This window comes from Nocardioides currus (assembly GCF_003057875.1).
GTDB classification, from domain to species: Bacteria; Actinomycetota; Actinomycetes; order Propionibacteriales; family Nocardioidaceae; genus Nocardioides; species Nocardioides currus.
The window spans coordinates 155,584-177,798 of sequence record NZ_PYXZ01000008.1 but is presented as its reverse complement, the minus strand read 5'-3'; the positions used below and the strand labels follow the sequence as shown (position 1 = coordinate 177,798).

The window sequence follows — 22,215 nt, the reverse complement described above, 5'->3', positions numbered from 1 at the left end:
GGACTGACGGACAGAGACGATGGCGGTCACCACCACCGGGCTGGGACGACTGGACCGGCCGCGGAGCACCTCCGCGGCCGGCCCGGCGACGGCGTACGCCGTGATGCTCGCCCTGGTGCTGGTGGCCGCCGTCGCGTCGGTCCTCCTCGGCTCGCGACTCATCTCGCCGTCCGCGCTGTTCCACGACGGGCCGGACCGCACGGTGCTGGAGGTGCGTGCGGTGCGTACGGCGCTGGGCCTGCTCGTCGGCACCGCCCTCGGACTCGCGGGCGCCTGCATGCAGGGCCTGACCCGCAACCCGCTGGCCGACCCGGGCATCCTCGGCATCAACGCCGGCGCCGCCCTCGCGATCGTGCTCGGCATCTCCTACCTCGGCGTCGGCGGGCTGCAGGCCTACGTCGTCCTCGGACTGATCGGCGCCGCGGTGGCCTCCGTCGCCGTGCACGCGATCGCCGGCATCGGCCGCGACGGCGCGACCCCGGCCAAGCTCACCGTGGCCGGCGCGGCCTTCGCGGCGGCGGCGAGCAGCTGGACCGTCGCCGTCCAGCTGGTCGACCAGACCGCGCTCGACGTGATGCGCCGCTGGCAGGTCGGCTCGATCGGTGGCCGGCCCTGGGACATGGTCGTGACGCTGGCGCCGATCTTCCTGGTCGGAGGACTGCTCGCGCTGGCGCTGAGCCGCACCCTCAACGCACTGGCCCTCGGCGACGAGATGGCCCAGGGCCTCGGACGCCACACCACGCGCGACCGGCTGCTGGTCGGCCTGGTCATCGTGCTGCTGGCGGGCACCGCCACCGCCGCCGCCGGCCCGATCGCATTCGTCGGCCTGATCGTGCCCCACCTCGTGCGCACCCGCACCGGGTCCGACCACCGCCACCTGCTGCCGCTCAGTGCGGGGTACGGCGCTGCGCTGGTCCTCCTCGCCGACACCCTCGGCCGCGTGGTGCTGCCGCCGTCCGAGGTGCAGGTCGGGATCATGACCGCGATCCTCGGCGTGCCCTTCTTCCTGCTGCTCGTGCGCCGCGGACGGATGGGCCTGTGAACACCCCACGACGTTCTTCTCCCCCGCTGCGCTCCTCCGAACAACGCCGCGGGGACCCCGTTGTGAACACCCTGACAGTCGCGACCGGTCGGGCCCGTCGACGCCGGGTCGCTCTCGCCGGCCTGGGCGCGGCGTTCGTCGCCGCCTTCGCCGCGCGGGTGCTGCTCGGCGACTACACGTTCACCGTCCCGGACTTCTTCCGCATCCTCTTCGGCGAGCAGATCCCCGTCTCGACCTTCATCCTGATGGAGACGAAGCTGCCGCGGGCCGTCATGGCCGTGCTCGTCGGGCTGGCGCTCGGCACGGCCGGGTCGCTCTTCCAGATGCTGCTGCGCAACCCCCTCGCCAGCCCCGACATCGTCGGCGTCAGCCTGGGGGCGAGCGCCGCGGGTGTGTTCGCGGTGCTGACGCTGGGGCTGCGCGACGACGCGGTCTCCGTCTTCGCGATCGTCGGCGCGGTCGTCATCTCCGGCGTCGTGCGCTGGGTCGCCGGCACGACCGGCGGCTACCGCCTCGTGCTCGTCGGCGTGGGCGTGGCGGCGGCAATGGTCTCGGTGGTGCAGTACCTCCTCGCCCGCTCCAACACCTACGACGTGCAGCTGGCGCTGCGCTGGCTGGTCGGGAGCCTCAACTCCGTGCAGTGGCCGACGATCGGCGTGCTCGCGCTCGCCCTGGCCGTGCTGCTTCCCCTGCTCGCGGTGCTCGCCCGCGCGCTGCCCGCCCTCGAGCTGGGCGACGACGCCGCGGCCGGACTGGGCGTGGGGCGCCACCGCACCGACCTGCTGCTGCTCGTCGGGGTGCTGCTCACGGCGGCCGCCGTGGCCGCCGCGGGACCCGTGGCGTTCGTCGCCTTCATGTCCGGCCCGATCGCCCGCTCGCTGATGGGCGGACGGCACAGCCTCGTCGCCGGCGCGCTCGTCGGCGCGGTGCTCATGCTCCTTGCCGACTACGTGGCGGCGTACCTCATCCCCAACACGGTGCTGCCCGTCGGCATCGTGACCGGGGCGGTCGGCGGACCGTTTCTGCTGTGGCTGCTGGCGCGCGGCGCCGCGACAGGGAGGACCGGATGACCAGGCTGCTCACCCAGGCCGTGACGCTCGGCTACGGCGACCGCACGGTCGTGCGCGAGGTCAGCGTGGCGATCCCCGACGGGCAGGTCACCGTCGTGGTCGGGCCGAACGCGTGCGGGAAGTCGACCCTGCTCAAGGGGCTGGCCCGGCTGGTGCGACCGCACGGTGGCGCGGTGCTGCTCGACGGGGAGGAGATCCACCGGCGCCCGACCAAGGAGGTCGCCAAGGTCCTCGGGCTGCTGCCGCAGAACCCGATCGCGCCCGACGGCGTCGCCGTCGCCGACCTCGTCGGTCGTGGACGGCACCCCCACCAGGGCGTCTTCACCCGCTGGAGCGCCGAGGACCGAGCCGCGGTGCAGGAGGCGATGGAGCTGACCGGCACCGCCGAGCTCGCCGACCGCGCCGTCGACGAGCTCTCCGGTGGCCAGCGGCAGCGCGTCTGGATCGCCATGGCGCTCGCGCAGGGCACCGACCTGCTCCTGCTCGACGAGCCGACGACCTACCTCGACGTCGCCCACCAGGTCGAGATGCTCGACCTGCTCGCCGACCTCAACGCCCGTCGCGGCACCACCATCGTGATGGTGCTGCACGACCTCAACCTGTCGGCGCGCTACGCCGACCACCTCGTGGCCCTGCGCGCCGGCACCGTCGTCGCCGAGGGCACGCCCCGCGAGGTCGTCACCGAGGACGTCGTCCGGGCCGTGTTCGGCCTCGACAACCGCGTCATCGACGACCCCGTCTCGCACACCCCACTGGTGGTGCCCGTCTCGCGGCACCGCACGACCGAGCACCGCACGATCCAGGAGATCTCATGACCATGAGCACCACCGACGCCGTCCTGCCCATGCTGCTCACCGAGGTGGAGGTGGTCTCGGTCGAGCGTCTGAGCCCGAGCTTCGTGCGGATCGAGCTCGGTGGCGACGAGCTGGGGGAGTACGGCGTCGAGGGCGACCGCTACGACCAGCGCTTCAAGCTCGTCTTCCCCGACCCGGTGACCGGTGGCATCAGCGACGTCTCCGAGGCCGACGAGACGTGGATGTCGACCTGGCTCGACCAGCCCACCGAGGAGCGCGGCCACATGCGCACCTACACGATCCGCGACGTGCGCGGCTCGGGCGCCGCGACGACGATCGTCGTCGACATCGTGCTGCACCTGGAGGGCGACGAGGTCGGGCCCGGCTCGATCTGGGCCGCGGCCGCCGCCCCCGGTGACCGCGTGGTGATGATCGCCCCGCGGCAGGGCTTCGACTTCGGTGGGATCGAGTTCGCCCCCACGGAGGGCGCCGAGCTGTTGATGGTGGCCGACGAGACCGCCGTACCCGCCGTCTGCACGATCCTCGAGCAGCTCTCTCCGACCGCGACCGGCGCCGCGTTCATGGAGGTGCCGACGGCCGCCGACATCCTCGACGTGCGTGCCCCCGCGGGGGTCAGCGTGACGTGGCTGCCGCGCGAGTCCGCGCCGCTGGGCGAGCGGCTGCACGACGAGGTCGTGGCCCACCTGGGTCTGCCCGGCGCGACCGTCGAGGTCGCGGCGGAGGAGGTCGACCCGGACCTGTGGGAGACGCCGTCCTACTCCTCCTCGGGCGAGGAGATCGCGATCGCGCGGGCCGTCGGCCACGAGCTCGACGGGCTCTACGCGTGGATCGCGGGGGAGTCGAAGGTGGTGACGGGCCTGCGCCGCCACCTGGTCAACGAGCTGCACATCGACCGGAGCCAGGTCGCCTTCATGGGCTACTGGCGCCGGGGTGTGGCGATGAAGTCCTGACCCGGTCGGTCAGGACGTGCGCCGGGTGAAGGCCCGGCTGCGGCGGGTGCCGGTCGCCTCCGTGCGGCGCTCGGCGAGGTGGTGACGGGCGATCAGCTCGAGCTCGGTGCGTGCATACATGGCGGTGCTCCTTGTTGTGTGGTCGGTCAACGCTGCTGGAGGACGATGTCGCCACTGGCGGTCGTGGCGCGGATCTCGAGGTGGTCCTGGCCCTCGGCCGGCGCGCCGACGGGGGTCAGGTCGGACCGGACGCGGCCCGAGAGCGTGGTGATGTCGGTCCACACCGGGGTGCCGGCGGGGACGCCGATGCGGACGTCGCCGCTGGCCCCCTTGACCACGTAGCGCCCCTTGCGGGCGACGTCGACGGAGAGGTCGCCGCTGCCGGTGGAGAGCGAGAGGTCGTCGGCGGCCTCGCCGATCTGGACGTCGCCGGAGCCGGTCTTGATCGCCAGCTGGCCGACGGCGGTGTCGACGCGTACGTCGCCCGAGCCGGTCGAGGCGCTCAGGTCGTCGCACCGGTCGACGGTGACGTCACCCGACCCGCTCTTGATCCGGGCATGGCCGCGCAGCTCGGTGACGCGGACGTCGCCGGAGCCGCTGACGACCTCGGAGGCGCCGTCGACGAGCTCGGCGCTGACGTCGCCGGAGCCGGTGTTGACCCACAGCCCGCCGAGCGGTCCGTGGAGGACGGTGTCGGCGCTGCCGGTCTTGACCGTCGGCGCGCTGTGGGCGGGCATCAGGACGGTGACCTGCGAGCGGTGGCCGTTGCCTGCCAGGAAGCCCATCGCCGGGCGCGGGGCGACGACCTGGACCTGGTCCCCGCGCTGCTCGACGAGGAAGTCCTCGGCGTGCCTGCCGGTGATCGTCACCTCGGTGCGGTCGACGTCGGCGGCGGTGATCGTGATGAGGCCGGAGTGGCTCTCGACGTACAGCTCGATCGGGTTGGGTGTCTCGAAGGTGCGTTCCACGGGTGTCTCCAGGGTGTGAGAGTCCTACCGACCAGCCTGGGTGCTGGTCGGCCGTGCTGCTTGACGGCGTTTGCGGGTGCTACTGCCAGCCGGTCATCCGGCGCTTGCCCGACTGGCGGGAGGAGTCCTGGCCGAAGAACGGCAGGCTCGAGAGGTCGATGTCGACGCTGACGGCGTGGTCGTTGGTGGCAGCCCGGACGACGTTGACCAGCCAGGTGTTGAGGCTGTGGCCGGCGGCGGCCGCCTTCTCCTCCGCGCGGGCCTTGACCGACTCGGGGAGGCGGAGGGTGACGCGGGCCAGGCCCTCGTCCTCGTCGGCCGGGGAGGGAGGCGCCGGCGGCGCGGGCGGGGCGGGGACGGCCGGCGCAGACGGGGCGATGTCGACGACGAAGTCGAGCTCGCGGCCGCTGAGCCGCACGTCGACGCCGCCGTCCGGCAGCTCGGCGGTGATCTCGGCCGCGGCCTGGGAGATGGCCTCCATCAGGGCGAGGCGGGCGCTCGGGTCGAGGGCGAAGGTCAGCCGCTCGGCCGCCTGGCGCACCTCGTCGCCGCCCGCTTCGGCGGCGGCCATGAGGTCCCGGCGGAGGGAGTCGACGTACGGCGTGATGTCCATGCGCATCACTCTGACACCACGATGACGTCACGTCAAGCAATTCTGACGTCACAGTGGTGTCAGGATGGTGCGTTGCTTCTGGGTAACGCCACGAAATGCGCACTCCCGCCCCCGTCAGTGGGGGCGGGAGTGCCTGCTGGGTGGCGTTACCCGGTGCGGGCTCGGGTGCTCAGAGGTCGAAGAGCGAGTCCGCCGCGGTGATGTCGACGTCGGTCTTCGGCGTGTGTACGGCGCCACCGCCGGCCGGCTTTGCCGGTGCGGTGGTCTCCGGCTGGGTCTGTGCGTCGGGCTCGGTCGGCTCGTCGGCGGGCTCCTCGACGGGCTCCTCGGCGGGCTCTTCGCTCGGGGCGTCCGCGTCCGGCTCGGGCTGTGCCTCGGGGGCGTCGTCGGCGTCGGGGACCGTCTCGGGGTCGTCGCCCTCCGGCGCGAACGTGGCCGCCTGGCTGAGCGCTGCCCCGGGAGAGAGATCCTCGCGCGGCTCGGTGTCCTCGGCCGGCTCGGCGGGCTGCGGGACGTCCGACGCCTCGGTCGTCGGGGCAGCCGCTTCGTCGGACGTCGCTGCCTCCGCCTCGGGGGTCGCCGCCTCGGGCTCGGGCGTTGCCTCCGCCTCGGGGACGTCCGACGCCTCGGTCGCCGGGGCAGCCGCTTCGTCGGACGTCGTGCCGGTGTCCTCGGGGACGTCCGACGCCTCGGTCGTCGGGGCAGCCGCTTCGTCGGACGTTACGGGCTCCGGCTCGGGGGTCGCCGCCTCGGGCTCGGTGGCCTTCGGTGCTGCCGCGACGGGCGCGGGTGCCTCGAGGTCGAAGAGCGAGCCGCCCTCGGGGATCGCGGTGGCGGGCGTGCTGACGGTGCCGGACGACGCCGCCGGAGCAGCGGGCTCGGGCTGTGCCTCTGCCTCGGGCTGTGTCTCTGCCTCGGGCGCTGCCTCCGCCTCGGGGACGTCCGGCGGTTCGGTCGTCGCGGCAGCCGCCTCGTCGGACGTTGCGGGCTCGGGGGTCGGGTCGGGGGTCGGCTCGGGCTCGGCGGGCTTCGCGGCCGGCGCTGCTGCAGCCGGGGCGGCGATGTCGAACAGCGAGCCACCGGAGCCGAGGTCGGCGCCCGTCTTGGCGGCAGGCTCGGCCGGCTCGGCCTTCGCCTCGTCCTGAGCAGGAGCCGGCGCGGGTGCAGGGGCCGGAGCAGGGGCCGGTGCCGGACTGGGCTCGGCCAGGTCGAAGAGCGACCCGCCGGAGCCGAGGTCGGCGGCCGGCTTCGCGGCCGGCTCGGCCTTCGCCTCGGCCGGCTCGGCCGGCTCGGCCGGCTCGGCCGGCTCGGCCTTCGGCTCCGGCTTCTCGGGCGCGGGGGTGTCGAACAGCGACCCACTCGACGCGGGTTCGGGCTTCTTCGCCGCCTCGGACGCCTGGGTGTCGAAGAGCGAGCCGCCGGACGCGGGAGCCTTTGCCTCGGGGGTGTCGAAGAGCGACGACCCACCCGACGCCTTGGCGGCGGGGCCGGCGTCGGCGGTCTCGGTGACGGTGTCCTCGGTGACGGTGACGTCGCCGGCCTCCGGCTCGTCCTTGGTGGCGACGTCGGTCGCGGCGGTGGCGGTCGCCGTACCAGCAGCGGCGGTGGCCGGGGCTGCGGCGGACGCGGAACCGGGTGCGGCCTTCGTCGCCTGCTCGCCCTTCACCGAGGCGAGCAGCATCTGCGCGACGTCGAGGACCTCGACCTCCTCGCGGGCGTTGCCGGCGGCCTGCTCGGCGGTCAGCCCGTCGGAGAGCATCACGCGGCAGAACGGGCAGCCGACGGCGATCTGGTCGGCACCGGTGCCGACGGCCTCCTTGGTGCGGTTGAGGTTGATGCGCTCGCCGATGTTCTCCTCCATCCACATGCGCGCGCCGCCTGCGCCGCAGCAGAAGGACTTCTCGGAGTTGCGCTCCATCTCGGTGAACTCGGCGCCGGGCAGGATCTCGAGCAGCTCGCGCGGCGGCGTGTAGACGTCGTTGTGGCGACCGAGGTAGCACGGGTCGTGGTAGGTGATCGAGCGCTTCGCGGCGCCCGCGCCGTCCTTGACCGGCGTCAGCCTGCCCTCGCGCACGAGCCGGTTGAGCAGCTGCGTGTGGTGGACGACCTCGAGCTCGATGCCGAAGTCCTTGTACTCGTTCTTGAGCGTGTTGAAGCAGTGGGCGCAGGTCGAGACGACCTTCTTGACCTTGTACTCCTTGAAGGTCTCGACGTTCTGCTGCGCGAGCCCCTGGAAGACGAACTCGTTGCCCGCGCGACGCGCCGGGTCACCGGTGCAGGTCTCGCCGTTGCCGAGCACGCCGAAGGAGACACCGGCCATGTCGAGCAGCTCGGCGACCGCGCGGGTCGTCTTCTTGGCGCGGTCCTCGTACGCCCCGGCGCAGCCGACCCAGAACAGCCAGTCGACGGACTCGAGCGACTCGAGGTCCTCGCCGACGACGGGCACGTCGAACTCGAGGCCCTTGGCCCAGTCCATCCGCGCCGAGGCGGACATGTTCCACGGGTTGCCCTTGTTCTCGAGGCCCTTGAACAGCCCGTTGAGCTCGGCGGGGAAGTTGGACTCGACGAGCACCTGGTAGCGACGCATGTCCATGATGTGGTCGACGTGCTCGATGTCGACGGGGCACTGCTGGACGCAGGCGCCGCACGAGGTGCAGTTCCACAGCACGTCCTCGTCGATGACGAAGGCGGCGTCGGTGGGGTTGTAGAAGTAGTCGAGGACGTCGGTGCCGACGGTGCCGCCGCTCTCGCCCTTGGTGCCGGAGCCGATCAGCGCGCGCTCGGCGTGGGCCTCGTCGCCGTCGGACTTGGCGTAGGCGTGGTCGCGCAGGCTGGTGATCAGCAGCTTGGGCGACAGCGGCTTCTCGGTGTTCCACGCGGGGCACTGCGACTGGCAGCGGCCGCACTCGGTGCAGGTCGTGAAGTCGAGGATGCCCTTCCAGGAGAAGTCCTCCACGGAGCCGACGCCCAGCACGGAGTCCTCGTCGAGGTCGTCGATGTCGTCGAGGGTGATCGCCTGGCCGGCCGACGTGAGGGGCTTCATGGCGCCCAGCGCCGTACCCCCGTCTGACTCGCGCTTGAAGTAGATGTTGAACCACGCCGTGAAGCGGTGCCACGCGATGCCCATGGTGATGTTGCGGGCGATCACCATCAGCCAGATCATCGCCAGCGCGATCTTGAACGCGGCGATGGCGTAGATGAGGTTCTCGAGGGTCTCGGGGTCGTTGGTGTAGAGCGCGTCGCCGATCCAGGAGGCGAGCGGGTAGTGGCTGCGCCCGGCGTCCTCGTCGAGCTTCCACTCCGCGGCGCGCACGAAGAGGATGGCGCCACCCTCGAGGAGCGCCAGCGCCTCGACGAAGTAGGCCTGCCAGAAGTTCGAGCCGAAGAAGCGGCTCTTGCGGCCCTCGCTGCGTGGGTGGTGCAACTGGCGGTAGACGATGAGGAAGACGATGCCGACCGTGCTGAGCAGGCCGATGAGCTCGCTGAACCACTCGTAGGGGTACCAGTGGCCGATCAGTGGCCAGGCGAACGACGGCTCGAAGAGCTGGAAGTACGCCGCCAGCACGGCCGTGCTGAGGAACAGGAACGCCGCGTAGACGAACCAGTGCATGATCCCGACCCAGTGCCACTGCAGCATCCGGGTGTGGAGGAACGTCTCCTTGAGCATCGTCGTCGCGCGCCCGACCGGGTTGTCGGAGCGCCCCGGCGCCGGCTGGCCGCTGCGGATCACGCCGAGCATGCGGCGTACGGCGGGGACCAGCAGCGCGACCGCGGCGACGGTCAGCGCCAGCGAGACGGCGATGGCAAAGATCTGCATGAAGGACTGCTCTCCTCGATCAGGACGTGCGTGTCATGGAGCCTATGGCCACGAGGCCGTGTGGCGAGGGCTCGTTCCCGTGACATGGATCCTACTTGTCGGTAACGTCGCGCTATCGCACCCATCGACCCTGGATGCCTCGACACGCCACGTTGAACCTTCAGTTGTTACCCGACCGTGGGGCCGCAGTGGAACCTCTGTGGGCGGCGACTTGCGAGGCTGTCATCAGTTCGGATTCGACCCGCCACGGCGGGGAAGATCGAGGAGACCTGGATCCGGGGGGGTCCGCGGAGTGGTTTTCCACGCCGCAGTCATGGTCGATTCGCATGATCGTCCGACGCGGCCGGCCGGCTCTTTTCCGAGGGAGCAGGTCGGCCGCCATCTATTTCCGGCGTTCCCCGCCCAGGCGCCGCGTCAGCTCGAGTGCCGTCGCCTGCACGCCGGCGGCCGCCCGGTCCGACGGGGTGCCGTGCGCGAAGGTGAGCGCGACAGCCGCGACCGGGTGCCCGTTGTGGTCGAGCACCGGCGAGGCGACGCTGGCGAGCCCGTCGGACACCTCGCCGTCCTCGACCGCGTGGCCGCGCTGCCGCGACTCGCTCAGCAGTCGGCGCAGCGCCGAGAGCGTGGTGGGTCCGCTGCCGCGCCGCTCCACGAAGGCCGACTGATCGGGGTAGAGCGCGCGGACCTGGCTGCTGGGCAGCGCCATCAGGATCGCTCGGCCGCTGGCGGTCAGGTGGGCGGGCAGCCGCACGCCGACGTCGGTCACCAGCGGGGGGCGGCCCGGTGCGCGCTCCTCGAGGACGTAGAGCACGTCGTTGCCGTGCAGGACGGCCAGGTGGCCGCTGAGCCCGGTCGCGTCGACGAGGGCGGCGAGGGGACGACGGGCCACCCGCTGGAGCGGCTCCTGGCGGGAGAAGCCACTGCCGACCTCGAAGGCCGCGAGTCCCAGCCCGTAGCGGCGTTCGTCCTCGAGGTGCACCACGAAGCCCTCGGCGATCATCGCGTTGACCAGGTGGTAGGCCGTGCTGCGCGGCAGGTCGCAGGCGCTCGCGATGCGGTCGAGGGCGACGGGGTAGGGCTGGCTGGCCAGGAACCGCAGCACCCGCAGGGTGCGGGTGGCTGCGGGGACCTGCGTCATGCTCAGGCCCGGTGGGTGCCACCGGTCGTGTCGGTCGTGTCGGTCGTGTCGGTCGTGGTGTCGGTCGTGGTGCCGTCCTCGGAGCCGAGGGTCACCGAGGTGCCGTCGGGGCGGGTGTCGGTCTCGGTGGTGCGGTCGTCGAGCGTGCGGTCGTCCGTGGCCCGGGAGTCCGCGGCGTGGTCGTCGGCGTCGAGGATCGTGTCGGGCCCGCCGTCGTCGGCGCGGCTCGGCGTGGTCGCCGCTCCGGGCGTGGCGCGGCCCGTGGTCGGGTCGGCGTAGGCCGGGTCGGCCGGGATGTCCGAGGGGCCGGCCGGGGTGGCCGCGGCCGGGGTGTAGTCCTCGGCGCGGTGGTCGACGTTCGGGTCGAGGCGGTCGGCGGCGCGGATCTGGTCCTCGTGCTGGGCCTGCTGCTGGTCGACCTCGGTGCGGGCCACGGCGGCCTCCTCCTCGGCGCGGGCCGCCTCGGCGCGGGCCTTCTCGGCGCGGGCCTCCGCCTGCTCCGCCTGCGCCTGCGCGTCCGGCAGGCCGGCGGCGCGGGTGTCGGCGTCGCGCCGCAGCTCCTGCGCCCTCGCGGCGTTGTCCTCCCGGTTGCGCTTGCGCATCGAGGCGACGACGACGCCGGCGATCGCCAGCACGAGCACGACGATGACGATGGTCCAGACGATCTGCGAGGTGGTCATCAATCCAACCTAGGGGCGCGGCCCGTCCATACGCCACCTCCCTCGGGGTGTCTCGCATCCGAGACACGCAGCGTGGAGGAGTGGGTGGTGCAGGGTGCTCCCCGGGAGTTGGATGAGCGACATGTCACTCGCTCCCGTCATCGTCGGCACCGGCCCGGTCACCTTCGACGAGCTCATCGCCGTCACTCGCGACGGGGCCACCGTCACCCTGGGCGACGACGCCCTGGCCGCCATCGACCGGGCGCGGGAGGTGGTCGACGTGCTCGCCGCCGCCGAGACCCCGGCGTACGGCATCTCGACCGGCTTCGGCGCCCTCGCGACCCGGCACATCCCCACCGAGATGCGGGCGCAGCTGCAGAAGTCGCTGGTGCGCTCACACGCCGCCGGCTCCGGCCCGGAGGTCGAGCGCGAGGTGACGCGCGGGCTGATGCTGCTCCGGCTCTCGACCTTGGCGACGGGCCACACGGGCGTACGCCGCGAGACCGCCCAGCTCCTCGCCGACCTGCTCACCCACGACATCACGCCGGTCGTGCACGAGTACGGCTCGCTCGGCTGCTCCGGCGACCTCGCGCCGCTCTCGCACTGCGCCCTCGCGCTGATGGGCGAGGGCTCGGTGCGCAACGCGGCCGGCGAGCTGGTGCCGGCCGCCGAGGCGCTCGCCGACGCCGGACTGACTCCGGTCGAGCTGGCCGCCAAGGAGGGTCTCGCGCTGATCAACGGCACCGACGGCATGCTCGGGATGCTGGTGATGGCGATCAGCGACCTGCGCATGCTGCTCCGGACCGCCGACATCGCCGCCGCCATGAGCGTCGAGGGCCAGCTCGGCACCGACCGGGTGTTCGCCGCCGAGCTCCACGCGATCCGCCCGCACCCCGGGCAGGCGCAGTCCGCCGCCAACCTGACCTCGCTGATGGCCGACTCCGCCATCGTCGCCTCGCACCGCACGGGCGACTGCAACCGCGTGCAGGACGCCTACTCGCTGCGCTGCTCGCCGCAGGTGCACGGCGCCGCCCGCGACACGGTCGAGTACGCCGCGGTGGTGGCCGGTCGCGAGCTCGCCTCGGCCGTCGACAACCCGGTGGTGCTGGCCGACGAGGGTCGCGTCGAGTCCAACGGCAACTTTCACGGCGCCCCGGTCGCCTACGTCCTGGACTTCCTGGCGATCGTCGCCGCCGACGTGGCCTCGATCAGCGAGCGGCGTACGGACCGGTTCCTGGACAAGACCCGCAGCCACGGGCTCAACCCGTTCCTCGCCGACGACCCCGGCGTCGACTCGGGCCACATGATCGCGCAGTACACCCAGGCCGCGATCGTCTCCGAGCTCAAGCGGCTCGCCAACCCGGCCTCGGTCGACTCGATCCCCTCGAGCGCGATGCAGGAGGACCACGTCTCCATGGGCTGGTCGGCGGCCCGCAAGCTGCGCCGCTCGGTCGACGGGCTCACGCGCGTCGTCGCGATCGAGGTGCTGACCGCCGCCCGCGCGCTCGACATGCGCGCCCCGCTGACGCCGTCGCCGGCGACCGCCGCGGTCGTGGCCGCGCTGCGCGAGGCGGGCATCGAGGGTCCCGGTCCCGACCGGCACCTCTCGCCCGAGATCGAGACCGCCGTCCAGCTCGTCGCCTCCGGAGCCGTCCTCGCCGCCGCCGAGTCGGTGGTCGGGGAGCTCGCGTGAGCACCCCCGCGAGCGTCGAGCAGGTCGCGCGCGACTTCGCCCGACGCATCGACCAGCGCGACTGGGACGAGCTCGCCGCCCTCCTGGCCGCCGACTTCCGTGGCGACTACCGGCACGACGGCAAGGCCTTCACACGCGACGAGTGGGTCGCGTACAACGCCGACTACCCCGCCCTGGTGCGGTTCGTCCCGGAGGACCTCGTCGTGGCCGGCGACCGCGCCGTCCTCCGCTCGCACGTCTTCAACGACGACGTCGCCTTCTACGTCGCCAGCTTCCTGACCGTCGTCGACGGCCTGATCACCGAGCTCGTCGAGGTGTGGACCGACGACATCCCTGCTCCCGAGGAGAACCAGTGAACGACTCGACCAACCCCCGCCTGCCCATCCACGCCGCCACCGGCACCGAGCTGACCGCGAAGTCGTGGCAGACCGAGGCCCCGCTGCGGATGCTGATGAACAACCTCGACCCGGCCAACGCCGAGCGGCCCGAGGACCTCGTCGTCTACGGCGGCACCGGCAAGGCGGCCCGCAGCTGGGAGGCGTACGACGCCCTGGTGCGCACGCTGCGCGACCTCGAGGACGACGAGACGATGCTCGTGCAGTCGGGCAAGCCGGTCGGGGTGATGCGCACCCACGCGTGGGCGCCGCGCGTGCTGATCGCCAACTCCAACCTCGTCGGCGACTGGGCCAACTGGGAGGAGTTCCGCCGCCTCGAGGACCTCGGCCTGACGATGTACGGCCAGATGACGGCCGGCTCCTGGATCTACATCGGCACGCAGGGGATCCTGCAGGGCACCTTCGAGACCTTCGCGGCCGTCGCCGACAAGAAGTTCGGCGGCACGCTCGCCGGCACCATCACGCTGACCGCCGGTCTCGGCGGCATGGGCGGCGCGCAGCCGCTCGCGGTCACCATGAACGACGGCGTCGCCATCTGCATCGAGTGCGACCAGTCGCGCATCGAGCGCCGCATCGAGCACCGCTTCCTCGACGTGCAGGCCGCCTCGCTGGAGGAGGCCGTCGCGATGGCGATCGAGGCGCGTGACGAGCGTCGCCCGCTCTCGATCGGCGTGCTCGGCAACGCCGCCGAGATGGTGCCGGCGCTGCTCGAGCAGGGCGCGCCGATCGACGTCGTCACCGACCAGACCTCGGCCCACGACCCGCTGTTCTACCTCCCCGTCGGCGTGCCGTTCGAGGAGTGGCAGGCCCAGCGCGAGGCCGACCCCGTCGGCTTCACCAAGGCCGCGCAGTCCGCCATGGCCGCCCACGTCGCCGCGATGGTCGGCTTCATGGACGCCGGCGCCGAGGTCTTCGACTACGGCAACTCGATCCGTGACGAGGCCCGCAAGGGCGGCTTCGACCGCGCCTTCGACTTCCCCGGCTTCGTGCCCGCTTACATCCGCCCCCTGTTCTGCGAGGGCAAGGGCCCGTTCCGCTGGGCCGCCCTGTCCGGCGACCCCGCCGACATCGCCGCCACCGACCGCGCCATCCTCGAGCTGTTCCCCGACAACGAGCGCCTGCACAAGTGGATCACGATGGCCGGCGAGCGGGTCTCGTTCCAGGGGCTCCCCGCCCGCATCTGCTGGCTCGGCCAGGGCGAGCGCCACCTCGCGGGGCTGAAGTTCAACGAGATGGTCGCCAGCGGCGAGCTCACGGCCCCGGTCGTCATCGGCCGCGACCACCTCGACTGCGGGTCGGTCGCCTCGCCGTACCGCGAGACCGAGGCGATGAAGGACGGCTCGGACGCCATCGCCGACTGGGCGCTGCTCAACGCGCTCGTCAACACCGCGTCCGGCGCCACCTGGGTCTCGATCCACCACGGCGGCGGCGTCGGGATGGGTCGCTCGATCCACGCCGGACAGGTCTGTGTCGCGGACGGTACGCCGCTGGCGGCCGAGAAGATCGAGCGCGTGCTCACCAACGACCCGGGCATGGGCGTCATCCGCCACGTCGACGCGGGCTACGACCGCGCCGCCGAGGTCGCGGCCGAGCGAGGTGTGCGGATCCCGATGACGGAGGGCTGATTCTCCTCCGGCGCTCGGAGCGCCGTGCAAGGATCCCGGCATGGCCAAGAACGTGACCAGGTCCCGTGTCCGTCTCACGAGCATCAGCTCCCGGGCGTGGGAGCACCCGGCGGACCGTGGCGCGCTGGTCGCGCTGCGCAAGCTCAAGGGCTTCGACACCGTCCTGAAGACCCTGAACGGGCTGGTCAACGAGCGCCAGTGGCGGCTGCTGCTCCTCGGGTCGGCGGTCAAGGCCGACGAGCGGCAGTTCACCCGGCTCCACCACCTGCTCGCCGACGTCGGGGCCACCCTCGACGCGACCGACCTGCCGGAGCTCTACGTCCGGGCCAGTCCCGCGTTCAACGCCGAGACGATCGGCATGAACAAGCCCGTCATCGTCATCAACTCCGGCATGGTCGACCTGCTCGACGACGAGGAGCTGCGGTTCGTCATCGCGCACGAGCTCGGGCACGCCCTGAGCGGTCACGCCGTCTACCACACGCTGCTGCACCGGCTGCTCAACGTCAGCGGGATCTTCTACGCCCTGCCGGGCGGCGCGCTCGGGATCCGCGCGCTCATCGCCGCGCTGCGGGAGTGGTCGCGCAAGTCGGAGCTGTCGGCCGACCGGGCCGGGCTGCTGGCGACCCAGGACCCGGCCGTCGCGACCCGCGTCCACATGAAGCTGGCCAGCGGCGGGCACCTCGACGACCTCGACATCACCTCGTTCTTCGCCCAGGCCTCCGAGTACGAGGAGACCGAGGACCTGCGTGACTCGGTGCTCAAGATGTTCCTGGTCGAGAACCGGACGCACCCCTTCAACGTGGTCCGGGCCGCCGAGCTGCGGCGCTGGACCGAGTCGGGCGACTACACCGCGATCCTGCGCGGCACCTACCCCCGCCGCGAGGACGACGCCGAGGCGAAGGTCAGCGACGCCGCCCAGGACGCCGCCAAGAGCTATTCGACGGCCTTCGCCAACACCCAGGACGCCCTCGGGCGGATGGTGCACGACGTCGCCGGGTTCATGGGGTCGGCCAAGCTGTGGATCGACGAGAAGTTCGGCTCCCGCGGGACCGAGTGATGTTCGTCAAGGTCTGCGGGCTGGACACCGTCGACTCGGCGCGGGTGGCGGTCGACGCCGGGGCCGACGCGGTCGGCGTCGTGATGAGCGAGGGCAGCCCGCGCGACCTGCCTGTCGAGGCCGCCTCCACCATCGTCGACTCGGTGCGCGGCGAGGTTGTGACCGCGCTGGTGGTCAGCGACCTGCCGGTCGCGCAGGCGGTCGCGGCGGCGCACCGGGTCGGCGTGGACGTCCTCCAGCTCCACGGCGGCTACACCCGCGACGACTTCGCGCAGGCGCACCGAGACTTCGGCCGCGTGTGGCGGGCGACGTCGCTGCGCGACGACACCGACCTCCACGTCGGGGCCTGGGACGAGGAGCTGCTGCTGCTCGACGCGCCCCGGGCGGGATCGGGGGAGCGGTGGGACCTCGGCGCCCTCGCGGCGCGGCGACCCGACGGCGACTGGCTGCTGGCGGGCGGCCTGCGCCCGGACAACGTCGCGGAGGCGATCCACCTCGCCGCGCCCTGGGGCGTCGACGTGTCGAGCGGGGTCGAGGGCGCCCGCGGGGTCAAGGACCACGACGCCATCAGGGCCTTCGTGGCCGCCGCACGCTCGGCCGGCTGACAGCCCTCAGTCGGCGACGACCTGCTCGCCGGTCGCAGGGTCGGTCAGCGGCGCGGCGGGACCGGCGATCCCGTTGACGGCGGGGGTGATCAGCCGCTCGACGACGAGCGCGAGCACGGCCATCGCCGAGCAGCCGGCGACGATCATCGCGATGAAGGCCCACGACCAGCCGTGGTCGATCATCACGCCGGCGACGACCGGGCCCAGGATCGTGCCGGCCTGGAAGGCGCCGGCGCTGATGGCGTTGTAGCGGCCCCTCAGGTGGTCGGGGGCCATGTCGTTGGTGATCGCCGGGATCGTCGGCTGCAGCAGGGTCTCGCCGAGCGCGAAGACGCCGTTGAACGCGAGCACCCCGATCGCCGCGGCGAGGGTGCCGGCGACCACGCCGGTCAGCCCGAGGGTCAGCCACGCCACGGCCCACAGGGCGGTCATCACGACGAGCACGCGCGTGCGGCGCCGCCCGCTGATCCTCCGCAGCACGACGAACTGCAGCAGTACGATCGTGGCGGTGTTGACCGCGAACCCGAACCCGATGACGCGCGTCGACACCTCGTTGACCGACCGCGCGAACGCCGGCAGCCCGGCCTCGATCTGGCCGTAGCCGACGAACGTCCCCAGGAAGGTCAGCGCCGTCAGCCACACGACCGCCGGCTGCCGCAGGATCGCGAGGTAGGAGCCGGGTGCGTCGTCGTCGGCGGGCCGCTCGGCCAGGCCCTGCACGTGTCGCAGCGGTCCGAGCAGCAGCAGGATCGGCACCAGCATCGAGGCGGCGTCGGCCAGGAAGATCACGGTGAAGGTGGTCGCGTCGGTGACGTCGGCATAGAAACCGCCGATGATCCCGCCGACGCCGATGCCGAGGTTGATGAGCGCGAAGTTGATGCCGAAGTACTGCTGGCGCGTCTCGCCGGTGGTCACCGCGGCGACCAGCGCGTTGAAGGCCGGCCACGAGACGCCGAAGTTGATGCCCAGGAACGCGAAGCCGAGCGCGAAGAGCAGCGGCGTGGTGGCGAAGGCGATGACCACGCAGCCGACCAGCTGGCACGAGGTGGAGAACAGCAGCATCCGGCGGGCCCCGACACGGTCGACCAGCACGCCGCCCGGGCCGGTGACGGCCAGCGCCACCACGGCGATGAAGGCCATCAGGAGGCCGGCGAGGTCGAGCGAGATCCCGCGGACCTCGTTCATGTAGATGATCGTGAACGGGAGGGTCAGGCCGCGGCCCAGGGTCTGGACGACGACGGTGGAGAGCAGCCACCGGCCCTCGGTCGACAGCGACGACCAGAACTCGCTCACGCCGGGACGCTCCACGCTCGACTCGCTCACGAGAGCGCATCCTGCCCGCTGGCACCGACGACCGACGAGTCGATATCGGACATCACCATCCCAGGCCGAAACGCCCGCCGCCGAAATGCGGCGTGGCCCGCCCCCGGAGGGACGGGCCACGCGGTGCAGGGGTGGCGTGCGCTAGAAGACCCTGCGGCTGCTGCCGCCGATCGGCACGAAGTTCAGGATCAGTCCGACGATCAGCAGGATCGCGCCGATGGTGGTCAGCAGCGAGTTCGAGATGACCAGGCCGATGATGAGAAGAATCAGGCCAAGAATGACCATGGTGGTGCCTCCTTTTTGTCCGCTCCGTGGTGGAGCGCGTCCCTACGTTGCCCGATCGTGGACACGGTTGTCCACCTCCACAGGGGTGGTGACCCTCGGGAGGCGGTGCCACTATCGAGGCGTGAGCGAGCTGCCGCCGTCCCAGCCCCAGACCATCTCCTACCCGGCCGAGGCGCGGGTGTCCTCCCGCTACCAGCAGGAGCGGATCGATCCCCACGTCATCGTGCTCTTCGGGGCCACCGGCGACCTCGCCCGGCGCAAGCTGCTGCCGGGCATGGCCCACCTCAGCGTCTCCGAGCTGGCGCCCGACATCCGCATCGTCGGCACCTCGCTGGAGGAGATGGGCGACGTCGAGTTCCGCGAGTTCGCCCGGACCGCGATCGAGGAGTTCGGCGTCCACAAGCTCACCGCCGAGCAGTGGAACCAGTTCGACGACAACCTGGTCTACGTCCCGCAGTCGGCCGGCCCCGCGGCGCTCGCGGCGGCCGTGGGCCAGGCGGAGCGACAGCTCGGCAGCGACGTACGCCGCCTGCACTACCTGTCCGTGCCGCCGAAGGCGGCGCTGCCGGTGATCGAGATGCTCCGCGACGCCGACCTCGTCAAGCGGTCGCGGATCGTGATGGAGAAGCCGTTCGGCACCGACCTGGAGAGCGCGATCAGCCTCAACGCCCGGGTGCACGAGACGTTCAAGGAGTCGCAGGTCTTCCGGATCGACCACTTCCTCGGCAAGGAGGCCGCGCAGAACATCCTGGCGTTCCGCTTCGCCAACGGGCTCTTCGAGCCGATCTGGAACCGCAACTTCATCGACCACATCCAGATCGACATCCCCGAGACGCTCGGCCTCGACCAGCGGGCGAACTTCTACGAGTCGACCGGTGCCTACAAGGACATGGTCGTCACTCACCTGTTCCAGGTGCTCGCGTTCGTGGCGATGGAGCCGCCGACGGCCCTGGAGCCGCGGGCCATCTCGGAAGAGAAGAACAAGGTGTTCCGCTCCCTGCTGCCCATCGAGACCAAGAACGTCGTGCGCGGGCAGTTCACCGGCTACACCGAGCTGCCCGGCGTCGCCTCCGACTCCGACACCGAGACCTTCATCGCGCTGGCCTGCCACCTCGACAACTGGCGCTGGGCCGGGGTGCCGTTCTACCTGCGGACGGGCAAGGAGCTCGCCGAGGGCAAGCGGATCATCTCCATCGCGTTCCGCGAGGCGCCGCGCTCGATGTTCCCGCAGAACAGCGGCGTCGGCTCGGCCGGCCCCGACCACCTGACCTTCGACCTGGCCGACGAGTCGAAGGTGTCGCTGTCGTTCTACGGCAAGCGCCCAGGCCCCGGGATGCGCCTGCAGAAGCTGTCGATGCAGTTCTCCACGGGGGAGACCGAGTCGGCCGGTGACGTGCTCGAGGCCTACGAGCGGCTGATCCTCGACGCGATGCGCGGCGACCACACGCTGTTCACGACCGCCGAGGGCATCGAGTCGCTGTGGGACCGTTCGGCCGGCCTGCTCGACAACCCGCCGCCGGTGAAGCCCTACGCGCCGGGCACCTGGGGACCCAATGCCATCCACCAGCTCATCGCTCCCCACGCCTGGCGACTGCCGTTCGAGCGGGTGTGGCGGGCGAAGAAGTGACCGGCGGATCCACGAGTTTGCCGTTGTCCCCTTGACAGGGAGTTTGTTAGTGCGATGAACTAACAAATGTGACTCAGACCACCGTTCGCGTCGGCAAGAGCCTGCGCCCGCAGGGCAAGGTGCGCCAGGAGGACGCTCGCCGTCACCACCGCACCCTCCTGCTGCAGCACCTGTTCCGCACGGGCGCCGCCAGCCGGGCGGACCTGGCGCGCACCAGCGGCCTGACCCGGGTCACGGTCTCCGACCTGGTCGGGGAGATGCTCGCCGACGGCCTGGTCGAGGAGCTCGGCGCCCCGGCCGAGGCGCGGGTCGGGAAGCCGCCGACGCTCGTCGGGATGGTCGTCGACAGCTCGCACGTCGTGAGCCTCGACCTCTCCTCGGTCGACACCATGCAGGGCGCGGTGATGAATCTCGCCGGCGCCGTCGTGGACCGTGCCGAGGTGTCGTCGGGCGGCGCCCGTGGCACCGACGCCGTCGCCCTCGCCGTCGAGCTGGCCCGGACCCTCGTCGAGCGCAGCGGCCGCCCGGTGCTGGGCATCGGGATCGGCTCGCCCGGCATCGTCGACGACCGCGGCACCGTCCTCGACGCCCCCAACCTCGGGTGGCACGGCACCGACCTGGCGGGTGAGGTCGCGGCCGCGACCGGCCTCCCGGTGCACGTCGCCAACGACGCCAACGTCGCCGCCCTCGCCGAGCACACCTACGGCGGGGCTGCCGAGGGCGGGCTGCTCGTCCTCCGGGTCGGCTTCGGTGTCGGCGCCGGCCTGATCCTCGAGGGCGTCCTGCTCCACGGCCACGCCGCCGCGGCCGGCGAGATCGGCCACGTCACCGCCGAGGACGACGGCGAGCCCTGTGCGTGCGGTCGGACCGGCTGCCTCGAGACCCTCCTCGCCGTACCCCGCCTGCGGGCCAGGTTGGCCGCGGCGGACGACGAGACCGCCCTCCTCGCCGCCACCGGAGCCCGGCTGGGCGAGGTGCTGGCCCCGATCGTCGGAGCGCTCAACGTGCACGAGCTCGTGCTCACCGGACCGCTAGACCTGCTGGACGGCGCGCTGCGCGACGCCGTCACCACCACCCTGCGTCGCCGCGTCATGGCCGTCACCTCCGACAGCCTCACGGTGCGTACGTCGAACCTCGGGGACGACGTAGTCCTGGTCGGCGCCGCCGGCCTTGTCCTGGCCGGAGAGCTGGGCGTCTCGTGACGCCCGTCGCCGGTTCCACCCATGAAAGGAACGACTGGTGCGTACGACGACCAAGCACGCTCTCGCCCTGACGACGGCGTTGTCCATGGCCCTGGCGCTCGGCGCCTGTGGCTCAGGAGACGACGGCGACGACGGCGCCAGCGAGTCCGGCTCGAGCTCCTCGGAGATCCGGGTGTGGCTCAACGGTGCCGACACCCCGCAGGAGGCTCGCGACTACCTCAAGACGACCTTCGAGGACGAGAACCCCGGCGCCACCCTCACCATCGAGGAGCAGCAGTGGGAGGGCCTCGTCGAGCGCCTGACGACCGCGCTCTCCAGCGAGTCCGAGACGCCGGACGTCGTCGAGGTCGGCAACACCCAGGCCGCGACCTTCACCACCGCGGGCGCCTTCACCGACCTGAGCGACCAGCTGGCGGACCTCGGCGGGGACGACCTGCTGCCCGGCTTCGTCGACGCCGGCACCGCCGACGGCAAGACCTACGCCGTGCCCTACTACGCCGGGTCGAAGTACGTCTTCTACCGCAAGGACCTGTTCAAGAAGTCCAAGATCGACGTGCCCACGACGACGCAGGAGTTCGTCGACGCCGCGATCAAGCTGAAGAAGGACAACCCGCAGCCGGCCAACTTCTCCGGCTTCTGGCTCCCCGGCCAGGACTGGCGCAACGCCGTGTCCTTCGTCTGGAACGACGGTGGCGACCTCGCGACCGAGGACGGCGGCACCTGGACCGGCGCCCTCGCCTCGCCCGAGTCACAGGAGGGCCTCGCCACGGTGCAGACCCTCTTCGAGCAGGCCTCCGGTGCGGCCAAGGACGGCAACGAGACCGACCCGCAGGTGCCCTTCTGCAACAACGAGATGGCCATGATGTCGGCTCCCGGCTGGATGGGCGGCGTGCTCGCCGACGCCGACGCGGGCTGCCCCGACATGATGGACAAGGTCGGCGTCTTCGCCCTCCCCGGCAACGACGGCAGCCCGGCGCCGGTGCTGCTCGGCGGGTCCAACATCGCGGTCGCGGCCCAGTCGCCCGACCAGGACCTCGCCAAGAAGGCCGTCGCCATCATGCTCAGCGACGACTACCAGTCGATCCTCGCGGCCAACGGCCTCACCCCGGCCAAGGTGTCCCTGGCCAGTGAGCTGGGCGACGACGAGTTCGCCCAGGCCACGATCGCGGCCGCCAGCAACGCCAAGCTCACCCCGGCCGCCGCCGGCTGGGCCAGCGTCGAGGGCGCCCGCATCCTCGAGGACCTGTTCGTCGGCATCGCCAACGGCGGCGACATCGCCGACCTGGCCGCCGGGGCTGACAAGGCCATGGAGGAGCAGCTGAACTAGCGGC

General features: G+C 71.9%; 19 protein-coding genes. 12 read left to right on the top strand and 7 right to left on the bottom strand.

The features are described 5' to 3' along the window. Nucleotides 1–19: 19 nt before the first annotated feature. The 4 genes from C7S10_RS17495 (at nucleotide 20) to C7S10_RS17480 (ending at nucleotide 3,877) form a co-directional block, all read left to right on the top strand. Nucleotides 20–1,042: a FecCD family ABC transporter permease gene (locus C7S10_RS17495; protein ID WP_243395451.1), complete on the top strand. Its 1,023-nt coding sequence runs from the start codon at nucleotides 20–22 to the stop codon at nucleotides 1,040–1,042. A 62-nt stretch (nucleotides 1,043–1,104) separates the two neighbouring features. Next, the gene (locus C7S10_RS17490) at nucleotides 1,105–2,112 is read left to right on the top strand and encodes a FecCD family ABC transporter permease (RefSeq protein ID WP_207769443.1); all 1,008 of its coding nucleotides are present in this window, start codon (nucleotides 1,105–1,107) and stop codon (nucleotides 2,110–2,112) included. Beyond that, nucleotides 2,109–2,927, top strand: a complete 819-nt coding sequence (locus C7S10_RS17485; RefSeq protein ID WP_108345719.1) for an ABC transporter ATP-binding protein — start codon at nucleotides 2,109–2,111, stop codon at nucleotides 2,925–2,927. Before C7S10_RS17490 ends, C7S10_RS17485 begins: the two co-directional genes overlap by 4 nt. Continuing rightward, nucleotides 2,924–3,877 (top strand): siderophore-interacting protein, encoded by a 954-nt coding sequence (locus C7S10_RS17480; RefSeq protein WP_243395450.1) that lies wholly within the window; start codon nucleotides 2,924–2,926, stop codon nucleotides 3,875–3,877. Before C7S10_RS17485 ends, C7S10_RS17480 begins: the two co-directional genes overlap by 4 nt. Nucleotides 3,878–4,023: 146 nt before the next feature. Here C7S10_RS17480 and C7S10_RS17475 read toward each other — a convergent pair whose 3' ends face one another. From C7S10_RS17475 to C7S10_RS17455, 5 genes are all read right to left on the bottom strand, one after another. Continuing rightward, nucleotides 4,024–4,845 (bottom strand): DUF4097 family beta strand repeat-containing protein, encoded by an 822-nt coding sequence (locus C7S10_RS17475; protein WP_165807208.1) that lies wholly within the window; start codon nucleotides 4,843–4,845, stop codon nucleotides 4,024–4,026. 79 nt (nucleotides 4,846–4,924) lie between these two features. Beyond that, entirely contained in the window at nucleotides 4,925–5,458 is a 534-nt protein-coding gene (locus C7S10_RS17470; RefSeq protein WP_108345717.1) for a toxin-antitoxin system HicB family antitoxin, read from the bottom strand. A gap of 169 nt (nucleotides 5,459–5,627) precedes the next feature. Next, nucleotides 5,628–9,275, bottom strand: a complete 3,648-nt coding sequence (locus tag C7S10_RS17465; protein WP_108345716.1) for a heterodisulfide reductase-related iron-sulfur binding cluster — start codon at nucleotides 9,273–9,275, stop codon at nucleotides 5,628–5,630. A gap of 382 nt (nucleotides 9,276–9,657) precedes the next feature. Further along, entirely contained in the window at nucleotides 9,658–10,413 is a 756-nt protein-coding gene (locus C7S10_RS17460; protein WP_108345715.1) for an IclR family transcriptional regulator, read from the bottom strand. 2 nt (nucleotides 10,414–10,415) lie between these two features. Next, on the bottom strand, nucleotides 10,416–11,093 hold the full coding sequence (locus tag C7S10_RS17455; RefSeq protein ID WP_108345714.1) for a hypothetical protein: 678 nt from the start codon (nucleotides 11,091–11,093) through the stop codon (nucleotides 10,416–10,418). Between the two features lie 121 nt (nucleotides 11,094–11,214). Between C7S10_RS17455 and hutH the strand changes: the two genes are divergently transcribed. The 5 genes from hutH to C7S10_RS17430 are packed head-to-tail and all read left to right on the top strand — an operon-like array spanning nucleotide 11,215 to nucleotide 16,447. Continuing rightward, nucleotides 11,215–12,765 carry a histidine ammonia-lyase gene (gene hutH / locus C7S10_RS17450; RefSeq protein WP_207769442.1) on the top strand — a complete coding sequence of 517 codons (1,551 nt, stop codon included), beginning with the start codon at nucleotides 11,215–11,217 and terminating at the stop codon, nucleotides 12,763–12,765. Continuing rightward, nucleotides 12,762–13,121: a nuclear transport factor 2 family protein gene (locus tag C7S10_RS17445; protein WP_108345712.1), complete on the top strand. Its 360-nt coding sequence runs from the start codon at nucleotides 12,762–12,764 to the stop codon at nucleotides 13,119–13,121. Before hutH ends, C7S10_RS17445 begins: the two co-directional genes overlap by 4 nt. Continuing rightward, nucleotides 13,118–14,785: a urocanate hydratase gene (gene hutU, locus C7S10_RS17440; protein ID WP_108345711.1), complete on the top strand. Its 1,668-nt coding sequence runs from the start codon at nucleotides 13,118–13,120 to the stop codon at nucleotides 14,783–14,785. Before C7S10_RS17445 ends, hutU begins: the two co-directional genes overlap by 4 nt. 40 nt (nucleotides 14,786–14,825) lie before the next feature. Next, nucleotides 14,826–15,842, top strand: coding sequence for a M48 family metallopeptidase (locus C7S10_RS17435; protein WP_108345710.1), 1,017 nt, complete (start codon nucleotides 14,826–14,828; stop codon nucleotides 15,840–15,842). Then, nucleotides 15,842–16,447, top strand: coding sequence for a phosphoribosylanthranilate isomerase (locus tag C7S10_RS17430; protein ID WP_108345709.1), 606 nt, complete (start codon nucleotides 15,842–15,844; stop codon nucleotides 16,445–16,447). Before C7S10_RS17435 ends, C7S10_RS17430 begins: the two co-directional genes overlap by 1 nt. A gap of 6 nt (nucleotides 16,448–16,453) precedes the next feature. On the opposite strand, the gene C7S10_RS17425 is transcribed toward C7S10_RS17430, so the two are convergent. After that, the gene (locus C7S10_RS17425; protein ID WP_108345708.1) at nucleotides 16,454–17,770 is read right to left on the bottom strand and encodes an MFS transporter; all 1,317 of its coding nucleotides are present in this window, start codon (nucleotides 17,768–17,770) and stop codon (nucleotides 16,454–16,456) included. A gap of 141 nt (nucleotides 17,771–17,911) precedes the next feature. Continuing rightward, on the bottom strand, nucleotides 17,912–18,055 hold the full coding sequence (locus C7S10_RS22335; RefSeq protein ID WP_165807207.1) for a hypothetical protein: 144 nt from the start codon (nucleotides 18,053–18,055) through the stop codon (nucleotides 17,912–17,914). Nucleotides 18,056–18,185: 130 nt separating this feature from the next. On the opposite strand from C7S10_RS22335, the gene zwf reads away from it, so the two are divergent. The 3 genes from zwf to C7S10_RS17410 all read left to right on the top strand — a co-directional run bounded on the left by zwf (nucleotide 18,186) and on the right by C7S10_RS17410 (nucleotide 22,211). Beyond that, on the top strand, nucleotides 18,186–19,682 hold the full coding sequence (gene zwf / locus C7S10_RS17420; protein WP_423802721.1) for a glucose-6-phosphate dehydrogenase: 1,497 nt from the start codon (nucleotides 18,186–18,188) through the stop codon (nucleotides 19,680–19,682). 68 nt (nucleotides 19,683–19,750) lie between these two features. Next, a complete protein-coding gene (locus C7S10_RS17415) occupies nucleotides 19,751–20,884 on the top strand; it encodes an ROK family transcriptional regulator (protein ID WP_108345707.1) in 1,134 nt (377 codons plus the stop codon). Nucleotides 20,885–20,921: 37 nt separating this feature from the next. Then, nucleotides 20,922–22,211 (top strand): extracellular solute-binding protein, encoded by a 1,290-nt coding sequence (locus tag C7S10_RS17410; RefSeq protein ID WP_207769439.1) that lies wholly within the window; start codon nucleotides 20,922–20,924, stop codon nucleotides 22,209–22,211. Nucleotides 22,212–22,215 lie beyond the last annotated feature (4 nt).

What these genes read in the sequence shown, in the direction of transcription:
- C7S10_RS22335 (WP_165807207.1), bottom strand. Translation starts at nt 18,055, where the DNA reads ATGGTCATTCTTGGCCTGATTCTTCTCATCATCGGCCTGGTCATCTCG.
- C7S10_RS17480 (WP_243395450.1), top strand. Translation starts at nt 2,924, where the DNA reads ATGACCATGAGCACCACCGACGCCGTCCTGCCCATGCTGCTCACCGAG.
- C7S10_RS17435 (WP_108345710.1), top strand. Translation starts at nt 14,826, where the DNA reads ATGGCCAAGAACGTGACCAGGTCCCGTGTCCGTCTCACGAGCATCAGC.
- hutH (WP_207769442.1), top strand. Translation starts at nt 11,215, where the DNA reads ATGTCACTCGCTCCCGTCATCGTCGGCACCGGCCCGGTCACCTTCGAC.
- C7S10_RS17460 (WP_108345715.1), bottom strand. Translation starts at nt 10,413, where the DNA reads ATGACGCAGGTCCCCGCAGCCACCCGCACCCTGCGGGTGCTGCGGTTC.
- C7S10_RS17470 (WP_108345717.1), bottom strand. Translation starts at nt 5,458, where the DNA reads ATGGACATCACGCCGTACGTCGACTCCCTCCGCCGGGACCTCATGGCC.
- C7S10_RS17495 (WP_243395451.1), top strand. Translation starts at nt 20, where the DNA reads ATGGCGGTCACCACCACCGGGCTGGGACGACTGGACCGGCCGCGGAGC.
- C7S10_RS17430 (WP_108345709.1), top strand. Translation starts at nt 15,842, where the DNA reads ATGTTCGTCAAGGTCTGCGGGCTGGACACCGTCGACTCGGCGCGGGTG.
- C7S10_RS17465 (WP_108345716.1), bottom strand. Translation starts at nt 9,275, where the DNA reads ATGCAGATCTTTGCCATCGCCGTCTCGCTGGCGCTGACCGTCGCCGCG.
- C7S10_RS17485 (WP_108345719.1), top strand. Translation starts at nt 2,109, where the DNA reads ATGACCAGGCTGCTCACCCAGGCCGTGACGCTCGGCTACGGCGACCGC.
- C7S10_RS17455 (WP_108345714.1), bottom strand. Translation starts at nt 11,093, where the DNA reads ATGACCACCTCGCAGATCGTCTGGACCATCGTCATCGTCGTGCTCGTG.